At 43.1% G+C, this 21,752-nt stretch carries 21 protein-coding genes; 6 read left to right on the forward strand and 15 right to left on the reverse strand.

Annotation, left to right across the window (positions count from 1 at the left end; all coding sequences use genetic code 11):
* Positions 1-3: 3 nt before the first annotated feature.
* Positions 4-300 (reverse strand): hypothetical protein, encoded by a 297-nt coding sequence (locus tag GVV58_RS04035; protein ID WP_004278968.1) that lies wholly within the window; start codon positions 298-300, stop codon positions 4-6.
* A 192-nt stretch (positions 301-492) separates the two neighbouring features.
* Positions 493-1,515: a type I glyceraldehyde-3-phosphate dehydrogenase gene (locus tag GVV58_RS04040; RefSeq protein WP_159516050.1), complete on the reverse strand. Its 1,023-nt coding sequence runs from the start codon at positions 1,513-1,515 to the stop codon at positions 493-495.
* Between the two features lie 388 nt (positions 1,516-1,903).
* Between GVV58_RS04040 and alaS the strand changes: the two genes are divergently transcribed.
* The 3 genes from alaS to csrA all read left to right on the forward strand — a co-directional run bounded on the left by alaS (position 1,904) and on the right by csrA (position 6,446).
* Entirely contained in the window at positions 1,904-4,597 is a 2,694-nt protein-coding gene (gene alaS / locus GVV58_RS04045) for an alanine--tRNA ligase (protein ID WP_171502628.1), read from the forward strand.
* A 64-nt stretch (positions 4,598-4,661) separates the two neighbouring features.
* A complete protein-coding gene (locus tag GVV58_RS04050; RefSeq protein WP_005097443.1) occupies positions 4,662-5,942 on the forward strand; it encodes an aspartate kinase in 1,281 nt (426 codons plus the stop codon).
* Positions 5,943-6,191: 249 nt separating this feature from the next.
* Entirely contained in the window at positions 6,192-6,446 is a 255-nt protein-coding gene (gene csrA / locus GVV58_RS04055) for a carbon storage regulator CsrA (protein ID WP_005097444.1), read from the forward strand.
* Positions 6,447-6,547: 101 nt separating this feature from the next.
* On the opposite strand, the gene rnhB is transcribed toward csrA, so the two are convergent.
* On the reverse strand, positions 6,548-7,141 hold the full coding sequence (gene rnhB, locus GVV58_RS04060; protein ID WP_005170243.1) for a ribonuclease HII: 594 nt from the start codon (positions 7,139-7,141) through the stop codon (positions 6,548-6,550).
* Positions 7,142-7,198: 57 nt separating this feature from the next.
* Complete coding sequence (locus GVV58_RS04065) at positions 7,199-7,570, reverse strand: hypothetical protein (RefSeq protein WP_100329010.1); 372 nt, start codon at positions 7,568-7,570, stop codon at positions 7,199-7,201.
* A gap of 218 nt (positions 7,571-7,788) precedes the next feature.
* Between GVV58_RS04065 and GVV58_RS04070 the strand changes: the two genes are divergently transcribed.
* Entirely contained in the window at positions 7,789-8,340 is a 552-nt protein-coding gene (locus tag GVV58_RS04070) for a cytochrome b (protein WP_074383302.1), read from the forward strand.
* Positions 8,341-8,397: 57 nt separating this feature from the next.
* On the opposite strand, the gene GVV58_RS04075 is transcribed toward GVV58_RS04070, so the two are convergent.
* The 4 genes from GVV58_RS04075 to yaaA form a co-directional block, all read right to left on the reverse strand.
* On the reverse strand, positions 8,398-8,742 hold the full coding sequence (locus tag GVV58_RS04075) for a hypothetical protein (RefSeq protein ID WP_074383303.1): 345 nt from the start codon (positions 8,740-8,742) through the stop codon (positions 8,398-8,400).
* Positions 8,743-8,794: 52 nt separating this feature from the next.
* Positions 8,795-9,796, reverse strand: a complete 1,002-nt coding sequence (locus GVV58_RS04080; RefSeq protein ID WP_074383304.1) for an adenosine deaminase — start codon at positions 9,794-9,796, stop codon at positions 8,795-8,797.
* Between the two features lie 76 nt (positions 9,797-9,872).
* Positions 9,873-11,195 carry an NCS2 family permease gene (locus GVV58_RS04085; RefSeq protein ID WP_005097450.1) on the reverse strand — a complete coding sequence of 441 codons (1,323 nt, stop codon included), beginning with the start codon at positions 11,193-11,195 and terminating at the stop codon, positions 9,873-9,875.
* A gap of 1,210 nt (positions 11,196-12,405) precedes the next feature.
* The gene (gene yaaA / locus GVV58_RS04090) at positions 12,406-13,188 is read right to left on the reverse strand and encodes a peroxide stress protein YaaA (protein ID WP_159516051.1); all 783 of its coding nucleotides are present in this window, start codon (positions 13,186-13,188) and stop codon (positions 12,406-12,408) included.
* A gap of 123 nt (positions 13,189-13,311) precedes the next feature.
* Here yaaA and GVV58_RS04095 point away from each other — a divergent pair, with 123 nt between their 5' ends.
* Positions 13,312-13,944 carry a hypothetical protein gene (locus GVV58_RS04095; RefSeq protein ID WP_005097454.1) on the forward strand — a complete coding sequence of 211 codons (633 nt, stop codon included), beginning with the start codon at positions 13,312-13,314 and terminating at the stop codon, positions 13,942-13,944.
* A 144-nt stretch (positions 13,945-14,088) separates the two neighbouring features.
* Here the strand turns inward: GVV58_RS04095 and GVV58_RS15755 are convergent, their stop codons facing one another.
* From GVV58_RS15755 to pheA, 6 genes are all read right to left on the reverse strand, one after another.
* Positions 14,089-14,214 carry a hypothetical protein gene (locus tag GVV58_RS15755; protein ID WP_345788758.1) on the reverse strand — a complete coding sequence of 42 codons (126 nt, stop codon included), beginning with the start codon at positions 14,212-14,214 and terminating at the stop codon, positions 14,089-14,091.
* Between the two features lie 6 nt (positions 14,215-14,220).
* Positions 14,221-14,388 (reverse strand): hypothetical protein, encoded by a 168-nt coding sequence (locus GVV58_RS15600; protein ID WP_227523637.1) that lies wholly within the window; start codon positions 14,386-14,388, stop codon positions 14,221-14,223.
* Between the two features lie 119 nt (positions 14,389-14,507).
* The gene (locus GVV58_RS04105; protein WP_159516052.1) at positions 14,508-14,870 is read right to left on the reverse strand and encodes a hypothetical protein; all 363 of its coding nucleotides are present in this window, start codon (positions 14,868-14,870) and stop codon (positions 14,508-14,510) included.
* Between the two features lie 99 nt (positions 14,871-14,969).
* Positions 14,970-17,216 (reverse strand): bifunctional prephenate dehydrogenase/3-phosphoshikimate 1-carboxyvinyltransferase, encoded by a 2,247-nt coding sequence (locus GVV58_RS04110; protein WP_159516053.1) that lies wholly within the window; start codon positions 17,214-17,216, stop codon positions 14,970-14,972.
* A 3-nt stretch (positions 17,217-17,219) separates the two neighbouring features.
* Positions 17,220-18,311: a histidinol-phosphate transaminase gene (gene hisC / locus GVV58_RS04115; protein WP_005170231.1), complete on the reverse strand. Its 1,092-nt coding sequence runs from the start codon at positions 18,309-18,311 to the stop codon at positions 17,220-17,222.
* 66 nt (positions 18,312-18,377) lie between these two features.
* Positions 18,378-19,487 (reverse strand): prephenate dehydratase, encoded by a 1,110-nt coding sequence (pheA, locus tag GVV58_RS04120; protein ID WP_005170229.1) that lies wholly within the window; start codon positions 19,485-19,487, stop codon positions 18,378-18,380.
* A gap of 488 nt (positions 19,488-19,975) precedes the next feature.
* Here pheA and GVV58_RS04125 point away from each other — a divergent pair, with 488 nt between their 5' ends.
* The gene (locus GVV58_RS04125; RefSeq protein ID WP_005170227.1) at positions 19,976-20,494 is read left to right on the forward strand and encodes a DJ-1/PfpI family protein; all 519 of its coding nucleotides are present in this window, start codon (positions 19,976-19,978) and stop codon (positions 20,492-20,494) included.
* An 85-nt stretch (positions 20,495-20,579) separates the two neighbouring features.
* Here GVV58_RS04125 and GVV58_RS04130 read toward each other — a convergent pair whose 3' ends face one another.
* Entirely contained in the window at positions 20,580-21,722 is a 1,143-nt protein-coding gene (locus GVV58_RS04130; protein WP_005097463.1) for an acyl-CoA dehydrogenase family protein, read from the reverse strand.
* Between the last annotated feature and the right edge of the window lie 30 nt (positions 21,723-21,752).

A 21,752-nucleotide genomic window follows, 5' to 3' on the forward strand; every position in this document is an offset into this window, starting at 1 on the left:
TGTTTATTTCTGTGGATCGACCACTTTGGTCAGCAAACTGACCAGTTCGGCATTTTGCAATTCGACCTGCTGAAGCTTGGCTGTGGTCTGATCCAGAACTTCCTGCTGCACATGCATTTTTTTGGCTAGGTCCTGCATGATTTCCAGAGTCTTTTTTAAATTTTCTTCCAGATGCACGATTTTTTCTTCGACTGGCACGCCTTCCACGCTACGTGGTTCATCACTCTGATTAAACTGTAGCCAGATCAGAAAAATCACTGCCAAAGTCAGTAGTATAATAAATCCCCAAACCACCATCATGTGCTTGCTCTTATTTCATTTTATTGTCTTTATCTTAACGAAAAATGCTTCAGATAACGTAAATAATTCAGCCTCAATTCCTGATTTTCGATCAATTACGGGCGAATTCTCTTAAAACATGGCTTGCAGAATATTTACAGGCAAGAAAAAAGCACCATATCTCGGTGCTTTTGAGGTTTAGATAACCCGAACTTAATGAAATGATTCACATAAATCCAGCAGACGGTTGGCATAACCCCACTCGTTATCATACCAGGCAAAGACTTTGGCTTGATGCCCCACCACTAGAGTCTGGGTCAAATCCACAATCAATGAATATGGCGAATGATTAAAATCACTCGATACTAAGGGTTCATCCGTCACAGCCATTATTTCCGCAAAATCCTGCTGGGCAGCCTTGATCAGCACTTCATTCAGCTTGTGATCGGTAATCGGTGACTGGGAAACAAAGGTCAAATCAATCGCGGCCACATTAATGGTTGGCACCCGAATTGAATAACCATCAATCCGATCTTCCATTTTTGGCATAACCCGCTTTAATGCGCCCAGCGCACTGGATGTGGTGGGAATAATATTGTGTCCTGCTGCCCGTGCACGACGCAAATCGCGATGTGCCTGATCCAGCACAGATTGATCTGCGGTCACCGCATGGATTTCGGTCATTAACGCACTGCTGATGCCAAAAGCATCATCGACAATTTTGACCAGTGGCACCAAAGCCTGAGTGGTACAAGAGACACTGGAAATGATCTGGTCCGATGCTTTGACTTCATGATGATTGACACCATACACAATCGCAGCATCGACCGTATCAAAAGGTGCCGCGCCGATAATCACACGTTTCGCCCCTGCTCCAATATGCTGGGTCGCGGCTTCACGAGAACGGAACAGCCCGGTACATTCCAGCACTACATCTACTTCAAGTTTTTGCCAGGGAAGCTGCGCCGGGTTGGCTTCACACAAAACCTGCACTTTTAAAGCGGCATCTTGATAGCTGAGATGCATATAGATATGTTCGGCATCATAGCTGACGTCTACCTGTCCCGGAAAACGGCCATGGGTTGAGTCATATTTAAACAGATGAATTAAGGTTTCAACATCAGCAATATCGTTAATGGCAACGATTTCAAATTTAAAATCTTTCGGATTTTCAAACCAGGCACGCAATACATTACGTCCAATACGCCCAAATCCATTGATTGCCACTCGTTGCATGACTCAACCTTTTATATGCCTATTTTAAAACTCCTCTATGTTAAAGGATTTCTTGCGCAGTACATGAAAAACTTCAGTGAAAATATTGATTTTCGATTATTTTATTTCTGATACATCGCCCAGTATTCAGATCTTTTAAAATTCTGATGCTGTGTAAATAGATGGATATAACCGAATTGTTCTGAATAGAAAATTCATTTTATGAATTCAGCACTAAACCCGAGTCAATAATTCCTTGGCAATTGGTTTTAAAATGATTGGTGCATACTGCTTTTTCCGTTATAATTTGGCGTTTTAAATTTTTAAGCCCCGCATTGCAGCAGAGCTCTCATGTGCTTGTCAGACTGTGGTGTTTTAGCCAAATCGGAAATTATGGAGTGACTTGGTTGTGAGTACTCGTTTTATGACATCAGCTGAAATTCGTGAAGCATTTTTGCGTTACTTTGAATCGCAAGGGCATACACGTGTCGCGTCGAGTTCACTAGTACCCGCCAATGATCCAACTTTACTGTTCACCAATGCGGGTATGAACCAGTTTAAAGATTGCTTCTTAGGTCTAGAAAAACGCGATTATGTCCGTGCCGTATCATCACAAAAATGCGTACGCGCAGGTGGTAAACACAACGACTTAGACAACGTCGGTTATACCGCGCGTCACCATACCTTCTTTGAAATGTTAGGAAACTTCTCGTTTGGTGATTACTTCAAACGTGATGCGATCAAATTTGCCTGGGATTTTTTGACGGGCGATGACTGGTTAGCGCTACCTAAAGATAAGCTTTATGCCACTGTTTATCATACCGATGACGAAGCATTCGACATCTGGAACAAAGAAATCGGCCTAGATGCATCTCGCATTATCCGTATTGGTGACAACAAAGGTGGTCAATACGCATCAGATAACTTCTGGGCGATGGGCGACACCGGTCCTTGCGGTCCATGTTCTGAAATTTTCTTTGACCATGGCGATCACATCTGGGGTGGCCTGCCGGGCACACCTGAAGAAGATGGCGACCGTTTCATTGAAATCTGGAACAACGTTTTCATGCAGTTTAACCGCACGAGTGATGGCGTACTTCATCCGCTTCCAGCGCCTTCTGTAGATACTGGTATGGGTCTTGAGCGTATTTCTGCAGTTTTACAGCATGTCAACTCAAACTACGAAATTGATTTGTTCCAGCACTTACTCAAAGCTGCGGCTGAGATCATTGGTCTGGATACTACTGCACTTGAAGCTGAAGCGGCTGAAAAAGGCACACCTGTACAATACCCTGCTTCACTTAAAGTGGTTGCTGACCATGCACGTTCATGCTCATTCCTGATTGCTGATGGTGTTAATCCTTCAAATGAAGGTCGTGGTTATGTACTGCGTCGTATCATCCGCCGTGCAGTGCGTCACGGTAACAAACTGGGTGCGACCGGTTCATTCTTCCATAAAATGTTGCAGCCGCTTATTGAAGTGATGGGCGAAGCATATCCAGAACTTGCAGCACAACAAGCACGTATCGAAGCTCAACTGCTCAAAGAAGAAGAACAATTTGCCAAAACACTTGAGCAAGGTTTGAAATTGCTTGAAGGCGAATTGGCACAGTTAAAAGGTTCTGTGATTCCGGGTGAAGTGGTTTTCAAACTTTACGACACTTACGGTTTCCCGACGGACTTAACTGCGGATATCGCACGTGAACGTGACTTAAGCATTGACGAAGCTGGCTTTGAAGTTGAAATGGCAGCACAGCGTCAACGTGCGCGTGATGCAGGTAAATTCGCGATCGATTACAACAGTGTTGTCAAAGTTGAAGGCGAAACTCAGTTTGATGGTTATGATGCAACTGCAGGCGAAGGCCAAATCATCGCAATCTATAAAGATGGCGAACAAGTGGATGAAATCGTTGAAGGCGACGAAGCTTTAATCGTACTCAACCAGACTCCTTTCTATGCAGAAAGCGGTGGTCAAATCGGTGATACAGGTATTTTCAAAAACGATACCGGGATTTTCGAAGTTCAGGACACCAAGAAATCTGGTGGTGCATTTGTACACCAAGGCATCGTGACCATGGGTAGCTTAAAAGCATCTCAATCTGTTGAAGCGACTGTGAAAGCAGACATCCGTGCAGCAACTGCGCGCAACCACTCTGCGACTCACTTGTTACATGCTGCGCTGCGTCAAATTCTGGGCTCACATGTACAACAAAAGGGTTCATTGGTCGCATCTGATGTGTTACGTTTTGACTTTGCCAATGATCAACCGGTTAGCTTTGAACAGCTGCAAGAAATTGAACGTCTGGTCAATGCTGAAGTGATTGCCAATACGGCTGTTTCTACTGAACTGCTGGATATTGAATCTGCCAAAGCCAAAGGCGCGATGATGCTGTTCGGCGAAAAATACGGTGACGAAGTCCGTGTATTGTCAATGGGGTCAGTGATTGAAGAGAAAAATTTCTCCATCGAGCTTTGCGGTGGTATTCACGTAAAACGTACCGGTGACATCGGTCTGTTCAAGATCACTTCTGAAGGTGGTGTTGCAGCAGGTATACGTCGTATTGAAGCAGTGACAGGCACCAAAGCAGTTGAAGTTGCACAAAAAGCCGATCGTGACATCAATACGATTAACAGTTTGCTCAAAGCGCAAAAAGACCAGACTTTAGAAAAAGTTGAAGCGTTAGTTGATACTGCCTCTGGCTTGCAAAAACAGATCGAACAACTGAATCAGAAACTTGCTAGCCTGCAAGCCGGTGAACTTCTAAGCCAAGTTCAAACCATTGCAGGTCGTGTAACCTTGATTACAACCGTTGAAAATATGGATGCGAAAGCACTACGCAACCTGCATGACGGTGTGAAATCAAAATTAGAAAATGCAGTCATTGTGCTTGCAGGTGTAGAGGGTGACAAGGTGAGCTTGATCGCATCTGTAGCAAAAGACTTTACTGCATCTATAAAAGCGGGTGACATCATCAAACATCTGGCAACTGAGCTGGGTGGTAAAGGTGGTGGTAAACCTGACTTGGCACAAGGTGGCGCGCCACTTAACGAGAAGTTTGCTCCGGTGATGGCAGATTTAACTGCCTGGCTGGCAGCAAAATAAAACTTCAATTTTGTGTAACTGACCCTGATAGGACTATCAGGGTCATGGCTTATATGGAACAACTATGGCACTAATCGTTCAAAAATATGGCGGTACCTCTATGGGTACTCCCGAGCGCATTTTAAATGTTGCTCGTCGTGTGAAACGCTGGCATGACCATGGCCACAAGGTGGTTGTGGTTGTATCAGCGATGAGTGGCGAAACCAATCGTCTGCTTGCTCTCGCGAAAGCCATTACCGAAACCCCTGACCCACGTGAACTAGACCAGATGGTCTCTACGGGTGAGCAGGTTACGATTTCTATGTTAGCGATGGCGCTCAACTCTATTGGCGTTGAAGCAAAATCACTGACAGGTCGCCAGGTTGGCATGAAAACCGACAGCTCATTCAATAAGGCACGTATCGAATCAATTGATACTGAAGTCCTGAACTCGAATCTGGATGCTGGCCGTGTACTTGTAGTTGCAGGTTTCCAGGGTTTTGACGAGCATGGCAATACCACCACTTTAGGCCGCGGCGGTTCTGATACTTCAGGTGTCGCGATTGCTGCTGCACTAAAAGCCGATGAATGCCAGATTTATACAGACGTTGATGGCGTATATACCACTGATCCACGTGTTGCACCCAAAGCCAAGAAAGTTGACCGTATTTCCTTTGAAGAAATGCTTGAAATGGCGTCACTGGGTTCAAAAGTCCTGCAAATTCGTGCAGTTGAATTTGCCGGTAAATATCAAGTACCTTTACGCGTATTATCCAGCTTCGACAATGACAATGATGGCGCATTCGACGAAGAATTTAAGCAAAACGTGGGTACACTTATTACGACTGAATTGGAAGACAATATGGAACAGCCAATTATCTCCGGTATCGCATTTAACCGTGACGAAGCAAAATTAACGATTTTAGGTGTACCTGATGAACCGGGCATCGCCTCTAAAATTTTGTGCCCGATTGGTGATGCCAATGTTGAAGTGGATATGATTATCCAGAACGTTGAAGAAGATGGTACGACTGATTTTACTTTTACAGTCAACCGCAGCGAATTGAACAAGGCCAAAGCCATTCTCGAAGCAACCGCTCAGGAAATTGGTGCACGTGAAGTCGCTACCCGTTCAGATATCGTCAAAGTTTCTATCGTCGGTGTAGGCATGCGTTCACATGCAGGTGTTGCAAGCAAAATGTTTACCGCACTGGCAGCTGAAGGTATTAACATCCTGATGATCTCTACTTCTGAAATCAAAATTTCAGTGATTATTGAAGAAAACTATCTGGAACTTGCAGTTCGTTCACTGCATACCGCCTTCGGTCTAGACCGCGAACAAGGTGAATCAAGCGTACGCGCTTAAGAGGAATGACAAAATATTGTCATTGTTTGACAGTATTCTATAAATCTCTACAAAAATTCAGAGCCACTATAGTTTTTTTTATAGTGGCTCTGTTATATTAAGCCTGAGGATTTTTAAAAAACTGAGATAGATTAAAATCTTTCACCCAGATGACAGAATTTCTATCCAGATTTTATTTTTTAATTTTTGGTTGTGTTTTTGTTTTATATTCAATAGATTGCAGGTTTTGCATTTTGCAAGGAGAGAAACATGCTGATTTTGACTCGACGTGTCGGGGAAACTTTAATGATTGGAGACCAAGTCAGCGTGACTGTGCTTGGTGTAAAAGGTAATCAGGTTCGTATTGGGGTCAATGCTCCGAAAGAAGTCTCTGTGCACCGTGAAGAGATTTACCAGCGTATCCAGCATGAACGTGCAATGCATGAACATCTTCAGCATATCGATCAGGATTTCCAACCTTCGTATGAAGATGAAAACCAAACACAAAATAACTTTAACCGTTAATTTTTGTGTAAATCATAAAGCGGCTTTGAAGCCGCTTTTAATTGATCTATACTTTAATGAATACACATTTCAATATTCAGAACCTTTAAATTAAATAAGAATTAAAGTTCTGCGCCCTGCTGTTCCAGCAATGCTGCAACTACCTTTTTTACCGGCCCAAAACTACGACGGTGCTCATCAATCACCCCATGCAAGGCAATCGCTTCAAAATGTGCTTTGGTTGGATAGCCCTTGTGCTTGGCAAAACCAAATTGTGGATGCTTTAGATCCATCTCAATCATTTGATGATCACGGGTAACTTTGGCCAGAATACTAGCAGCAGAAATTTCTGCATGCAAAGCATCGCCACCAATGATCGCGTCACAGCTCATCGTTAGCCCCTGAGGGACTTTATTGCCATCGACCAGCACATGCTCAGGTTGAATCGCTAAAGCTTCTACAGCACGGCGCATTGCCAGTAAGGATGCCTGCAGAATATTATGCTCATCAATTTCTGCTGCTGACGCCTCAGCAATTGCCCAAGCCAGCGCTTTTTCCTGAATTTCGATAAAAAGTTTTTCACGTTTCTTTTCAGTCAGTTTTTTAGAGTCATTTAAACCTTCAATCGGGTTATTTGGATCTAAAATTACCGCGGCCGCCACCACTGAACCGACCAGCGGTCCACGCCCTGCTTCATCTACACCAGCAATTTTCATGTCATTTCCCATAAAAAATAGGCTGAACCTGTCAGCCTATTTCAATTTAATCTTGGCTTAGTTTACAGCTTCAGCCACACAAGCGTTAATGGTTTTTGCAACCACATTGCCCACGATTGTGGTACGTGCCACCGGATCAATCGCAGCAGTCGCCAAATCAACCGCTGTCACATTTTGCGGTGCTTTTTCGCTGACACAGCCACAAATTTCAGACTGGATATTTTGCTTTTGTGTTGTGGTCATTAAACGTGTTGCCGTTTGCCACGCTAGAATATTATTCAGTTCAGTGGTGCATTTTGCATTGATCGCGATTTTAAGCGCAGTGCCGCCCAGTTGTTGAGTGGTACTTGGCGCCTCAGAAGTGCCTGTCGCTGTACACGCTGATAAAACCAGAGTCAGTGGTGCAAGTACAGCCAATAATTTTTTCACAGATATATTCCTTATTCATTCATAGATGAAGACTGTCGCTATTGTGCCGAAATTCACCTGAATAAGAAATCTAAAAATCACTAAGCATGTTTAATCTACAGCCAACCAATTTAATAGATGTTGCATGAAAGCCACCATAGCGTTGCAGATTTGGAATTGCTGAATTGACTCACCCTTTGCTAAGGTTCGGCCTTATTGAAGAGCAACGGAATATCTAGATGAATAAATCACTGTATTACACACGAACAGCGCAATGGCTGCATTGGATCATGGCGGTTATTTTTATTGCGGCCTGGCTCATCGGTTTTTATAGTGGTAATTTTTTAAGTTATGAGGTTGATGGCAGCTTTAAGGGTGATGTGATTTCACTGCATAAAAATATTGCAACCACCATTATTTTCCTGCTCGTTGTTCGAATTTTCTGGCGCTATACCCATCCGGCGCCGTCACTGCCTGAGAGTATGTCACCGCGGATGAAAACGTTGGCACATGCTGGTCATCTGGCGCTGTATTTCATGCTGATTGCCCTACCCCTTACAGGTTGTTTGTATAGTTGGAGTTTGGGTTATCCAGCACCGGTGCTGTATTTATTTAACCTGCCACCCCTCATTGCCGAAAACTCGGCTGTGACCGCTATTGTTAAGCCCTTGCATATCTGGCTTTCCTGGGCAGTCGGCATTCTACTGGTTGGCCATATTGCCGCAGCCTTTAAACATCATTTTATCGATAAAGATCATGTATTAAAAAGTATGACCCAACAGGATAAATAGTTAGACCATTAATATGGGCTAAATAATGTTCCCAGTCTGTGCTTGCAGGCTGTTTCATTAAATAAATTCCTTGAGACAACTTCTGAGACTGTTTGCAATCGCTTTTTGCGTCAGTTCTTTTTTGGCTGCTTCATCAACTGTGGCTTTTAACAAAGTTTTGGCAGGCACATCTTTTAACGCATGCTCACCTACACATGAACACACATTTTTCTCAAGTTCAACTTTACTGGTGTCCTGCATTAAGTAGGTCGAAACTTTCCAAACTTTGGAATTTTGCAGCTCTTTACTGCATTGATATTCAATCAAAGGTTTTAAAGTACGTTGTGTCAATGTCATATCCGCACTAGAACAGGCAGAAATCAACAATATGCTGAGGAGCAGAATTAAACTTTTCAATTTCATATTGGCCTATAAAAATGATAAAGGCAGAGCGAACTCTGCCTTTTGTAAAAACTTAAATCAAGGCACGGATCTGGTTGATCCATTTCTCTTTTTCAGCCTCTGGAATAAACGAGGCTTCAAAGGAGTGCGTTGCCAACTGCTTTAATTCCTCGTTACTCAAGTCTAGCGCTTCAGCAATGGCAATAAAGTTGTCATTCATATAGCCACCAAAATAGGATGGATCATCTGAGTTGACTGTAACATGGACACCCTGCTGCAAGAGACGACGGATATTATGCTGCTGCATATCCTCGACCACACAAAGCTTCAGATTTGACAGCGGGCACACCGTTAAGGGCATTTTTTCGCGAATCAACCGTTGCATTAACTCAGAATCTTCTTCTGAACGCACCCCATGATCAATACGATTAACTTTCAGTAAATCCAGAGCTTCCCAGACATATTCTGCCGGGCCTTCTTCGCCCGCATGTGCTACGACCAAAAACCCTACTTCACGCGCTTTGGCAAAGACACGTTCAAATTTAGAAGGTGGATGCCCGACTTCACTTGAATCCAGACCAATCGCAATAATCTGGTCTTTATAGGGCAATGCCTGCTCCAGCGTTTCAAAGGCCGCCTCTTCACTTAAATGACGCAGGAAACACATGATCAAATGTGAGCTGATTCCAAGCTTGGCCTTGGCATCATCGCAGGCTTTTTGCAGGCCATTGATGACGGTCGCAAAAGCAATTCCACGGTCGGTATGCGTTTGCGGATCGAAGAACATTTCTGTATGCACCACATTGTCTTCGGCACATTTTTCAAAATAGGCCCAAGCCAGGTCATAAAAGTCCTGTTCATGGATCAGTACATTGGCCCCGGCATAATAAATATCCAGGAAGGACTGAAGATTATGGAAATTATAAGCCTGCTTAACTTCCTCGACAGATTTATACGGGATGGCAATCTGATTACGCTGAGCGATTGCAAACATTAGCTCAGGCTCAAAAGTGCCTTCAATATGAACATGAAGCTCGGCTTTTGGCAAAGCGCGAATCAACTCAAGACGGTTCATCACTTCTCCTCGTGAAACCTTTAAATAATAAAAAAGGGCGCAAACTCAGTTTACACCCTTTCTGAATGTAGAAAAATTAGCCACCAAACAGTGCGAATTTAAGCGTCCATAGAACAGCAATAATCCAGACCATATACGGTACAGTCGCAGCCTTACCAGTCAACAACTTGATCAGTGCATAGCTGATAAAGCCCATCGCAATACCATCCGCAATCGAATAGGTAAATGGCATAAATACGATGGTTAAAAATGCCGGTACTGCCTCAGTAATATCTTCCCAGTCAATATGGACGATACCCTGAATCATCAACACACCAACAAATAACAATGCTGGCGCAGTGGCAAAACTCGGAACTGATTGTGCAAGCGGTGCCAGGAATAAACAGGCAATAAACAGCAATCCAACCACCACGGCGGTTAGACCGGTACGGCCACCTGCTGCCACACCCGCAGAAGATTCAATATAAGGCGTAGTTGAAGAAGTACCCAGTGCCGCACCAGCAACAATCGCTGATGAGTCAGCAAATAAGGCTTTCTTCAAACGTGGTAATTTCCCGTCTTTTAACAGACCTGCACGATGCGAAACACCGACCAACGTCCCGGTAGAGTCAAACAGATCGACCAGGAAGAAAACAAAAATCACCCCAATTAAACTGGCAGTAAAGAGGCCTTCAAAATCCATTTGCATGAATGTTGGAGCCAGCGATGGAATATGACCCACTACACCCTGGAATTCGTTATAACCTAGTGCCGTTGCAATGGCAGTCACCACCAGAATACTGATGATAATCGCACCACGGACTTTAAACTGGTGCATTACCACAACCAACAAAAAGCCAAAAAGTGCTAATAATACAGAAGGTTGTTTCAGATCACCCAAGCCCACCAGTGTGGCTGGATTATCCACAATAATTCCGGCATTTTTCAGTGCAACCAATGCCAGGAACAAGCCAATACCACCACCAATCGCGAGCTTGAGCGACATTGGAATTGCATTGACAATGGCTTCACGTATTTTAAACAGGCTAATGGCAATAAAGACCAGACCTGAAACAAAAACTGCACCCAAGGCGGTTTGCCAAGGCACCCCCATTCCCAGACATACAGAATAGGTAAAGAAGGCATTTAAGCCCATGCCTGGTGCCAGCGCAATTGGATAATTCGCAATCAGGCCCATGACTAAACAGCCAATCGCAGCTGCAAGACAGGTTGCTACAAAGACAGCCCCATGATCCATCCCTGTTTCGGACAAGATCATTGGATTGACAATAATGATGTAACACATGGTTAAGAATGTAGTTACACCAGCCAGAACTTCTGTACGGAAACTGGTTTTGTTTTCACTCAGTTTAAACAGACGTTCAAGCATATTTTCTGAAGATGGATTAGGAGTCGTCATGACCTAGCCCCTATTGAGTAAACTTTATGCTTCAAGCACGCCGTCAAATAAATGAAATTTCACAAAAAATTCATTTATTTTGAGGATGTGTTAGCAACGAATATGCCAGTATAGCCATTTGACGGGTTCAAATGTTTGAACAGCTTACAGCCCCAGGGCTATGCTATAAAAACCCCAAAAAATCTAAACAAAAAAGCTGCATAACTTTTATGCAGCTCTATTTAATGATATAAATCAAATGCTTAGAAAGATGAAGTTTGCTTCATCTTTATAGGTGGCAAATTATAACACATTGATTTCTGATTGCTTCTTTGATTTTATACTTTATTTAAAATCAATCTATTTAATTCGAATATTTTTAATATTTTATTATATTTATTATTGAGTTAATTTTATTAATTACGCTAAATTGAAAAAAAAAGAAAATTGATGCATGTGTTAATGTCGATGCCGATTAGAGTCTAACAATTTGCTGGAGTCACGCGCTTCATTCAAGACATGACGGATTTTTTCGTATTTTCTGATTTCTGCCTGTTTATGCACGCAGAATCCTAATACACTGACCATTAACACAAAAACAGGAATAGCATGTATTTTCATTTTTATTATTCTGCTTTGTAACACTGTGCAATTATGCTAACAAAAAACCTAATAAACTTGTGACTTACTTTACATTTAACCCGATAGAATGCACTTCTTAAACCGTTTAGCGATATTTTTCTATCGTTTTATTTATTATTACTTAATTAATTTTTCATTCTTTCTCAAAAAATCTCTTGCGCTAAATACTCCCCAAAGTTAATAAATTAAATATTTGAATATTAAATACTTATTTATTTAAATAAAAATTTCTATTGGAAAGAAAAATATAAAAATTAATGAAAATTCCCTGATTTAAAATATATTAACTTGAGCTATTTTATTCAGCTTTTCCCAGAAATATCAGTTTCAATTTTCTGTAAAAAACAATTCAATAGATGAGATTTTACGCATTATTTCAATGAGTTCAGCGATAATTCTAATTTTTTATCTAACTTAAAATTTGGGAAAGACGCTAAAAACCACATTTGTACCGAAGTGCAGCCAATCAACTCCCCTGGCACTCAATATTTAAAAAACGATTAAAGCTGGACAAATAAAGTTTCAATACTCATAGCTCCCAATACCGCCTAGAAACCAATTATTCTATGCGGTAGCGGAATAACGTTATTTATGCACTGATTTGTTCATCACGTTTAAATACCAATTCACCTTTAAGTGAACTATCGGCATCAAAATAATAGCCATCGGTATTGAATGCTTTGAGTTCTTCGGCATGTTCAATTCTATTTTCAACAATAAAACGTGCCATCAAACCACGTGCTTTTTTAGCATAGAAACTAATCACTTTATATTTGCCATTTTTCTGATCCAGAAATACTGGCTTAATAATCTCTGCCTGAATTTTGCGCTCGTTCACCGATTTATAATATTCATCAGAAGCAATATTCACCAAGATCTCAGACTGGGCTGCTGCTAAATCTTGATTGATCAGATCAGTGATGTGATGTGCCCAGAAGTCGTATAAGTTATGCCCGCGAGAATTGGCCAATTTGGTTCCCATTTCCAGACGATAGGGCATCATCAGATCCAAGGGACGCAAAAGCCCATATAAACCAGACAACATACGCAAATGCTGTTGTGCAAAGTGCAGATCTTCCTGCTTTAAGCTATAAGCATCCAGACCGGTATAGACATCTCCTTTAAAGGCAAAAATAGCCTGACGTGCATTGGCTAAATTAAAATCTGGTTGCCAGTCCTGGAAACGTGCTGTATTTAAATTGGCAATTTTTTCACTGACACTCATCAAACTGGAAATTTCTGTTGCAGAAAGTGTGCGACAAGCTTTGATCAAATCCTGCGAATGTTCTAATAATCTGGCTTGAGTAAATTGGTCAGTGGGTAATGGGGTATCGTAATCGAGCGTTTTGGCTGGAGAAATTAAAGCGAGCATGGCAACCTGGTCAAAAAATGATTAATCAAACTATATCAGTCTGCTTATTTTAATTCCAATTCATGTTTTTATTCACCATAATCGTTAAAATGCGCGATTCTCCTGTTAATCATCGGTATTTATATGTCCGAGCAAATTTTCCTTCAAGGACCTGCGGGTCAGATTGAAGTTTTTGTGGATTATCCTCAGGGTGAAGTGAAAGGATTCGCGGTAGTTTGTCACCCCCATCCCTTGCAAGGTGGTACGCCCCAACACAAGGTTCCCGTTCTATTGGCACAAATGTATATGGAACGTGGCTGTGTTGTGTATCGTCCGAGTTTTCGCGGTTCTGGTCAAAGTGAAGGTATACACGACGAGGGCTTCGGTGAGACGGATGATGTATTAGAAATCATTCGGTTTGCTCGCAGTCAGCATATTGGGCTGTCTTTTTATGCGGGCGGTTTTAGTTTTGGTGCGCATGTCATGGCAAAGAGCTATGCAGCCTTACCTGTAGAACTGCAACCCAAACAAACTATTTTATGTGGACTGCCAACTGCAACAGTTGCCGGTATTCGCCATTATGTTACGCCAGCAATTAAAGGTGATATTCTGTTCATTCATGGTGAGGGTGATGAAGTAACCCTGCTGTCGGATATGATTGAATGGGCAAAACCACAGCGTCATTTAGTGACCGTATTGCCTGGTGCCAATCATTTCTTTACTGGCTATTTAAAGCAATTGCGGATTGCAATGACCCGCTACTTAGCGCTTGGCTAAATAATAAAACCCGTCAGATGATGGGTTTTTTTATGCTTCTCACAGCAGTTTTTCAGCTAAGTGATAAATCATTGCCCGACATTTAGCTTGTTGTACTATATCAACAATCTTTCCACCCAAACGTTCAACGACTTTTCGGCTCGCTCAATTTTCTTCGGCTACAGGATAAATTAATCGCTGACGATTTAAGTCATCAAGGGCATAACCAACCAGAGCATCAACCGTTTCACAACCATATTTATGACCATGCGGGCTTTCCTTGATCCAAATTCCAAGCTATGGCACTTCATCCTTTAAACGATCTAAACCACAAAGCCCCATAAATTTCAGACTTTCCGCATGGCGTATCACAAACACATATTCTTCATGAGCTGCCATATTCTCTAGCCATTTTTGCCATATTGTTGCAAATGCTTGTTCAGATTCTGGCAGACCCCATGTCATAAAACGCGTCAAACTTGGGATAATCGCGGCATAAGCTTCTCAGGCATCTGATGCACGAAACTAGCTGAGTATCAGACACTCACTTTGGCGTTGAGATCAAATTATAGTGGAGTTATGAATTAGTTCTTCCATTCAAACTCGCTAAAGCTTTCCTGCTCTTTGAGCGAGCTTTCTACTGCTTGTGCAAGCTGATTGAGCAGACTTCGTTCGGTAATACGATCGAGCCAATCTTGTTCTTCTTCAGGATATGAGGCAATTTCACAGACCAGATGCCCCTGCTCATCTCTGGTTTCACAACTCACAGATAAGGGCAATGCATGTTCATCCACGCTCACCGCAACCTGAGCACCACTTTGACTTAAGGTCTGAAAGCCATGTTTACCTAATGTTTCGGCAAGAAAATGCGCTACATATTCCTGGGTTTCCTGACCATCCCGGGGCTGCTGGCTTTGTGTATTGGCCATGAATTTTAATTTTCGCATCGCTACATCCTAATGGCTTTTTTCTTGTATGGGTTTAGCATAAGCAATATAAACAAAACAGCCAAGCAAAAGCTTGGCTGTTTCACATAATTTTAAAAATTATTCTGAAACTTGAATAGGCAAACCTGCAATTGAGGTCAGTTCTGTAAAGGTCGGGAAACTGGTGGCTACCGTTTCCGTACCGACAATCTTGATCTGCTCCGAATTACGTAAACCGGCAATCGAAAAACTCATTGCAATGCGATGATCATGATGCGATTCAATTTCACCACCGGTAAAGATTGGCGACCAGTCACCTGATTTGCCCTTCCCTTCGATAATAATGCCATCTTCAGTTGGGGTACAGTCAATGCCCATGGTTTGCAGGCCATCTGCCATCACCTGAATACGGTCCGATTCTTTTACGCGAAGCTCGGCAGCACCGGTCAAAATCGTCTGACCTTCGGCACAGGCAGCAGCAATAAACAGCGCCGGGAATTCATCAATCGCCAATGGCACCTGATCTTCAGGCATATGAATGCCTTTAAGCGTACGCGTACCACGAATACGGATATCTGCAATCGGTTCACCGCCAGCAATGCGTTCATTTTCAACGGTAATGTCCGCACCCATCTGTTTCAGGATTTCGATCACGCCAGTACGGGTCGGGTTGATACCAACAGCCTCTAAGGTCACATCCGAATTTTCAGTAATCGCAGCGCCGACCATAAAGAAGGCCGCAGAAGAAATATCAGATGGCACCTGGATATTGGTTCCGACCAGCTTTCCACCACCTTGTAATGAAATACGATTGCCTTCGGTTTTCACCTCATAACCAAATGCACGCAACATACGCTCAGTATGGTCACGGGTTGGTTCAGGTTCAGTCACTGCGGTTTCGCCATTTGCCCATAGGCCCGCCAGCAAAATACCTGATTTTACCTGCGCTGATGCCATTGGCAAATCGTACTGAATGCCTTGTAGTTGCTGGTTGCCTGTAATCGAGACAGGCGGAGTTCCACGTTCACCCGTGGTCTGAATCAGTGCACCCATTTCACGTAAAGGCTTGGCAATACGTTCCATTGGGCGTTTAGATAGGGATGCATCACCGGTCATCACTGAATCAAATTTCTGCGCTGCCAGCATACCGGACAGCAAACGCATTGAAGTACCTGAGTTGCCCATATAAATGGCAGACTGTGGCGCTTTAAGACCATGCATACCGACGCCATGAATGGTGACTTCACCATTTTTAGGGCCTTCGATGCTGACGCCCATATCACGAAAAGCCTGCAAAGTTGCCAGTGCATCTTCACCTTCAAGGAAACCAGTCACATGTGTTGTACCTTCAGCGATGGCACCAAACATGATCGAGCGATGTGACACAGATTTGTCACCTGGCACGGTAAATTTACCTTGAAATGTCTTGGCACCCGGCTGAATGGTAAATTGTTGTGTCACTTTATTTTTCTCCATGAAAGGTTTCTTGGCGAGCATATGGTTGAAATGCTGGCGAGCTGCCTGCGCATGACCCAATAAGCCCATCAATGCTTGGGAATCTTCATCTTCGATCAATTTGCGAATCATCGCGAGCTGCTGTTCAAAGCCATCTACGGCATTCAGAACTGCTTTTTTGTTGGCAAAAAAGATGTCATGCCACATTTGTGGATCACTGGCAGCAATCCGCGAGAAATCACGGAAGCCACCGGCAGCATAACGAAATATGTCTAAGTTGTCTTCACGTTTGGCCAGTTGTTCGACCAGATTAAACGCCATTAAATGCGGAAGATGACTGGTATGTGCCAGCACTTCATCGTGCTTGTCCACATCCATGCAAATCACTTCGGCTTTGGCCGCTTGCCACAGTTGAATCAGCTTCTCCACGGCCCAATCGCTACTGCTTGGCAGTGGCGTCAAAATTACCTTGTGATTGGCAAATAGATCGACTTTTCCTGCATGTACACCGGTATGCTCTGCACCTGCAATCGGATGACCCGGCACAAAACCTGCTGGAAGCTGGTCACCAAAGACCGCTTTAGCCGCATCGACCACATTACCTTTGGTACTTCCCACATCAGTAATAATGACATTTTCTGTCAAATACGGCTGAATCAGCTCAAGTACTTTTTGTGTGGCACGTACCGGCAAAGCCAGAACAATCAGATCTGCACCTTTGACTGCATCTACAGGATCGGCATAGCCTTCAGAAATCAGACCAAGTGCCTTGGCATCTTCCAAAGTTTTGGACGAACGTGTCGATGCCACAATGTCATTGGCCAAGTGCTCGGCTTGAATGACACGCGCCAGACTTGAACCAATCAGTCCAAGCCCGATAAATGCAACTTTTTCAAACAATGGCTGCGACATGAATTAAGCTTTTGCCTCTAAACCCAATACTGTAGCAAGCGCGCTTAAGAATTTCGCGTTTTCTGCTTCAGTACCAATCGATACACGAATGTGGCTGGAAATACCGACCGGACGTACAATGACCCCTTGTTTCAGCAAACCATTGAAGGTTGCTGCTGGGTCTGCCTGTACATCAACCAGAATAAAGTTAGCACGAGAAGGCACATAGTTCAGACCCAAAGCCTTAAAACCTGCTTCAAGTTGCGCCATACCGGCTTTATTTACTTCGCGAGAACGCGCGATAAAGTCTTCATCTTTCAGTGCAGCCACCGCAGCGACCATGGCCAAATGATTGACGTTAAATGGCTGACGAATACGGTTTAAATAATCGGTCACTTCAACCGATGCCAAGGCAAAACCGACACGCAGTGCAGCCAGACCATAGCACTTCGATAAAGTACGGCTGACAATCAGATTTGGATATTGTTGCAGGAATTTCAGGCTATTGAAATTTTCCGGGAAATATTCCACATACGCTTCGTCTAGCACCACAATTACATTTGCAGGGACTTTTTGCATGAAAGCTTCAAATTCGGCTTCTTCGAACCAGGTTCCGGTCGGATTGTTCGGATTGGCAATGAAGACGAGTTTGGTATTGTCCTGAATTGCTGCTGCCATCGCTTCAAGGTCATGTGAAAAACCTTTGGCAGGTACTTCAATCGCTTGTGCATTAATGGCTTGAGTCACCAATGCATAAACTGCAAAAGCATGCTGGCTATACACCACAGAATCGCTTGAAGAAACGAATGCGCGGGCAAACATTTCTAGCAAGTCATTTGAACCATTGCCCAGCGTAATCTGATCATGATTAAAACCAAACTGAGTTTTAATCTGATCTTTCAGGATAAAGCCACCTCCATCTGGATAACGGCCAATTTCAGCAATTTCCGCAGCGACTGCTTCTTTGACTTTATCTGAACAACCCAGCGGGTTTTCATTGGATGCCAGCTTGACGATATCGGTAAGACCCAACTCACGCTCAAGCTCACTGATCGGTTTACCTGGCTGATATGGCTTTAATTTTGAGATGCCTGAATTGGCTGGAACAAACGACATTTTAGACTTCCAATTTTAGGTATAAAACAGTGGTCAGCACCCTCGCCCTGACCACGGATAGCTGACTTAAAGTACAGCTGCAGGATATGAACCGAGCACGCGAACTTCTTTAACTAAAGGACGAATTTCTGCAATTGCAGCTTTGACATGTTCCTGCTCAATATGACCTTCAAGATCAATGAAGAACACATAAGCCCATTTTTCCGGAAGTGCTGGACGCGTTTCAATACTGGTCAAGCTGATATTGTGCTTGGCAAATGGCGCCAGAATTTCCAGCAATGCACCAGCACGGTCATGTGCAGAAATCAGTAATGAGGTTTTATCATTGCCACTTTGAGGCACTTTTTCACGGCCAATCACCAAGAAACGTGTGGTATTTTCCGGATTGTCCTCAATATTGCCATGCATAATTTCAAGATTATAAATACTTGATGCAATTTCAGAAGCAATCGCAGCAGAATGCCATTCATTTTGAATACGGCGCGCAGCCTCAGCATTAGAATTTAAAGCCACACGTTCTACACCCGGATAATGCGCGTCTAGCCATTTACGACATTGCGCCAAAGTCTGCTGATGTGCATAAATCTGTTTAATACTGTCTTTACGGGTATTTTCAGAAATCAGAAATTGATGATGAATCGGCAATTCAACTTCGCCAATCACATTCAGGTTCGAAGTTTTAAAACAGTCCAGGGTATGATTGACTACACCTTCAGAGGAATTTTCCACCGGCACCAAACCATAATGGGCACTGCCCGCCTCGACTTCACGGAAGACTTCATCAATTGTCGGTAAAGGTCGAACCACCGCATCATGACCAAAGTGCTTGAGTACCGCAGAATGGGTATAGGTTCCGACTGGCCCTAGAAACGCAATACTTTGCGGAGCTTCAAGCGCAAGACAAGCGGACATGATTTCACGGAACAGACGTGCCATGGTGGTGTCGGACAATGGCCCTTCATTACGCTCCATAACATTGCGCAACACCTGTGCTTCACGTTCTGGGCGGTAAAACAGCGGACTTTCTTCTGAAGCAAACTTTGCTTTTGCAACTGCTTCAGCCAAACGTGCCCGGCGGTTAATCAATTGCTGGATTTGCTGATCAACAGAATCGATATCCTCACGAATTTTTGCCAAATCAAGAGAAGTCGTGGTGTTTTGATCGTCGTTGATCATTGTTATGTCGCCCTTCATAAACCTTATCTGTTCAGTATAACAATAGTGAGCTTTAAAATGTTACGCAATATGACATTGCTAGATTAAGTCTTAAAAACAGACAGTTGGTTTTAACCACTCATCGCTTTTAGTCATATCTGGTAACATTTAGTTCAGCATTTTGGCTTGATTTACATTATCAAATTGTAAACTTAGCCTGTCCATCTTAACTGATTTTAATGAATATGAAATATCACTATTTCTTAATCTATATAGCGGTTTTAAGCATAAGAAAATTAAAATAATAGCTTTGTACTTGTCTTTTTTGACCTATTAAAATCTGAGATATCTTTCACAATAAAATGCACGCTCCTCACGCTCATCTCTCTTATTTAATATTGATTTTCCTAAATTTTTTACATGAAATTACTACTCTGTTACAAAGTAGAGACGTTTTTTCAACCTTTAACAGCTAGTCTAATTTAAATCATGAGTTGGGGGGATCAATCATGCCAAAAAGAATAGCAGTACTTATAACAAATAATTTTGAAGACCAAGAATACCTAGAGCCAGTGGCTGCCTTGCTGGCTGCCCATCATAGCGTCTGCAATATCGAACTTAACGCAGGCAAAGTGGTCTATGGGCTGCATGGCTGTTCTGCCGTGACCATCGACCGTGGCATCGAACAAATCAGTATTGATGACTTTGATGCCTTGCTGATTCCAGGGGGCGAATCTGCGGTTTCTCTCTCTACCGATGTTCGGGTGCTACAGTTCATCCATGCCTTCAATCAGGCCAAAAAAGCTATTTTCAGTTTATGTGATGCATCCTTATTACTGTGTGAAGCAGATGTGCTGAAAAATCGGATTATTACCAGTATCCGGGCGCATGCGAGTCGCGTACAGCATGCGGGTGGAACCTATTATGATGTAGAACTGGTAAATGATAATAACCAGTTGATCTCATCGCGCCTGTCCAACGATTTGCCCATTTTTATTCATGAATGTTTGAATGTCTTAAAATCATAAAATTTAAAACAGAATCACTGTCTCTTTGCTATACTTTGCCTGTAAAAAAAGAGTCCTTAACAGGACTCTTTTTTTTATCAATAAATTAACGTCCTAACAGACCACGCGCTACAATTTCTTTCATGATTTCATTGGTACCACCATAAATCCGTTGAATACGGGCATCGACAAAGAAGCGTGAAATTGGATATTCAGTCATGTAGCCATAACCACCAAAGAGCTGAAGCAGATTGTCAGCAATCTTCATCTGCATATCGGTAGAAAAACTTTTCAATGCCGCTGCAGTTTCGACATCCAGTTTCCCTTGCATATAAAGCTCAAGATTCTGGTTATAAAAAGCTGCGGTCGCCAATTCATCAATTTTCGCTTGTGCCAAAACAAAACGAGTATTCTGGAATTGACCGATGGCCTGACCAAAAGCCTGACGCTCTTTCACATATTGCGTGGTCACATCAATAGAACCACGAATTGCACCCAAGGCTGTTGCTGCGATGGCGGTACGCTCACGCGGTAATTCCTGCATCAAATAAGTAAAACCCTGCCCCGGTTGACCGAGTAACTGGTCTTTCGGCACCTTGACATTGTCAAAGAACAGTTCCGAAGTATCTTGCGCATGCAGGCCAATTTTGTCCAGATTAGTGCCTTTTTTAAAGCCTTCCAGATGCGTGTCGGCCAGTAACAAAGAAACGCCTTTGGCACGCGCTTGCGGATCGGTTTTGACTGCCAGTACCACCAGGTCGGCATGCTGACCATTGGAAATAAAGGTTTTTGAGCCATTTAATACATAGTAATCATCCTGCAAGATGGCACTGGTACGCATGGCTTGCAAGTCTGAGCCGGCACCTGGCTCGGTCATACCAATCGCACCGACCACTTCACCGCTCACCATTTTCGGCAACCAGTGTTTCTTCTGCTCTTCAGTTCCAATGTGCAAGATATAGGGTGCAGCAATATCCGAATGACAGGACAATCCTGTAGAAATGGCACTGTATCCGGCACGTGCAGACTCTTCAATCAGCATCAATGAATAATCGGTTGGCACCCCATAGCCGCCATATTCCTCCGGAACATCGACACACAAGAAACCATTTTCACCAAGTGCATTCCAGACTGAACGTGGCATCAGGCCTTCGTGCTCCCATTGTTGATAATACGGTGCGACATGTTCATTCATAAAGCGTTTAAAATTGTCGCGGAATAATTCTAGATCGGCATCGTAGGCAAGCATTCGGTTGTCCTTATACTGTTTATCGTTTTA

The organism is Acinetobacter sp. 18QD2AZ41W, assembly GCF_009829025.1.
GTDB classification, from domain to species: Bacteria; Pseudomonadota; Gammaproteobacteria; order Pseudomonadales; family Moraxellaceae; genus Acinetobacter; species Acinetobacter pseudolwoffii.

Excerpts from the sequence above, each read along its gene's own strand:
- GVV58_RS15600 (WP_227523637.1), bottom strand. The coding sequence starts at position 14,388 with ATGACATGGGGTCTGCCAGAATCTGAACAAGCATTTGCAACAATATGG.
- GVV58_RS04080 (WP_074383304.1), bottom strand. The coding sequence starts at position 9,796 with ATGAACCGTCTTGAGTTGATTCGCGCTTTGCCAAAAGCCGAGCTTCAT.
- GVV58_RS04050 (WP_005097443.1), top strand. The coding sequence starts at position 4,662 with ATGGCACTAATCGTTCAAAAATATGGCGGTACCTCTATGGGTACTCCC.
- GVV58_RS04110 (WP_159516053.1), bottom strand. The coding sequence starts at position 17,216 with ATGTCGCAGCCATTGTTTGAAAAAGTTGCATTTATCGGGCTTGGACTG.
- hisC (WP_005170231.1), bottom strand. The coding sequence starts at position 18,311 with ATGTCGTTTGTTCCAGCCAATTCAGGCATCTCAAAATTAAAGCCATAT.
- GVV58_RS04035 (WP_004278968.1), bottom strand. The coding sequence starts at position 300 with ATGATGGTGGTTTGGGGATTTATTATACTACTGACTTTGGCAGTGATT.
- yaaA (WP_159516051.1), bottom strand. The coding sequence starts at position 13,188 with ATGCTCGCTTTAATTTCTCCAGCCAAAACGCTCGATTACGATACCCCA.
- GVV58_RS04130 (WP_005097463.1), bottom strand. The coding sequence starts at position 21,722 with ATGCTTGCCTACGATGCCGATCTAGAATTATTCCGCGACAATTTTAAA.
- rnhB (WP_005170243.1), bottom strand. The coding sequence starts at position 7,141 with ATGAAAATTGCTGGTGTAGATGAAGCAGGGCGTGGACCGCTGGTCGGT.
- csrA (WP_005097444.1), top strand. The coding sequence starts at position 6,192 with ATGCTGATTTTGACTCGACGTGTCGGGGAAACTTTAATGATTGGAGAC.
- GVV58_RS04040 (WP_159516050.1), bottom strand. The coding sequence starts at position 1,515 with ATGCAACGAGTGGCAATCAATGGATTTGGGCGTATTGGACGTAATGTA.
- GVV58_RS04095 (WP_005097454.1), top strand. The coding sequence starts at position 13,312 with ATGTCCGAGCAAATTTTCCTTCAAGGACCTGCGGGTCAGATTGAAGTT.
- GVV58_RS04075 (WP_074383303.1), bottom strand. The coding sequence starts at position 8,742 with ATGAAATTGAAAAGTTTAATTCTGCTCCTCAGCATATTGTTGATTTCT.
- GVV58_RS04085 (WP_005097450.1), bottom strand. The coding sequence starts at position 11,195 with ATGACGACTCCTAATCCATCTTCAGAAAATATGCTTGAACGTCTGTTT.
- GVV58_RS04105 (WP_159516052.1), bottom strand. The coding sequence starts at position 14,870 with ATGCGAAAATTAAAATTCATGGCCAATACACAAAGCCAGCAGCCCCGG.
- GVV58_RS04125 (WP_005170227.1), top strand. The coding sequence starts at position 19,976 with ATGCCAAAAAGAATAGCAGTACTTATAACAAATAATTTTGAAGACCAA.
- pheA (WP_005170229.1), bottom strand. The coding sequence starts at position 19,487 with ATGATCAACGACGATCAAAACACCACGACTTCTCTTGATTTGGCAAAA.
- GVV58_RS04070 (WP_074383302.1), top strand. The coding sequence starts at position 7,789 with ATGAATAAATCACTGTATTACACACGAACAGCGCAATGGCTGCATTGG.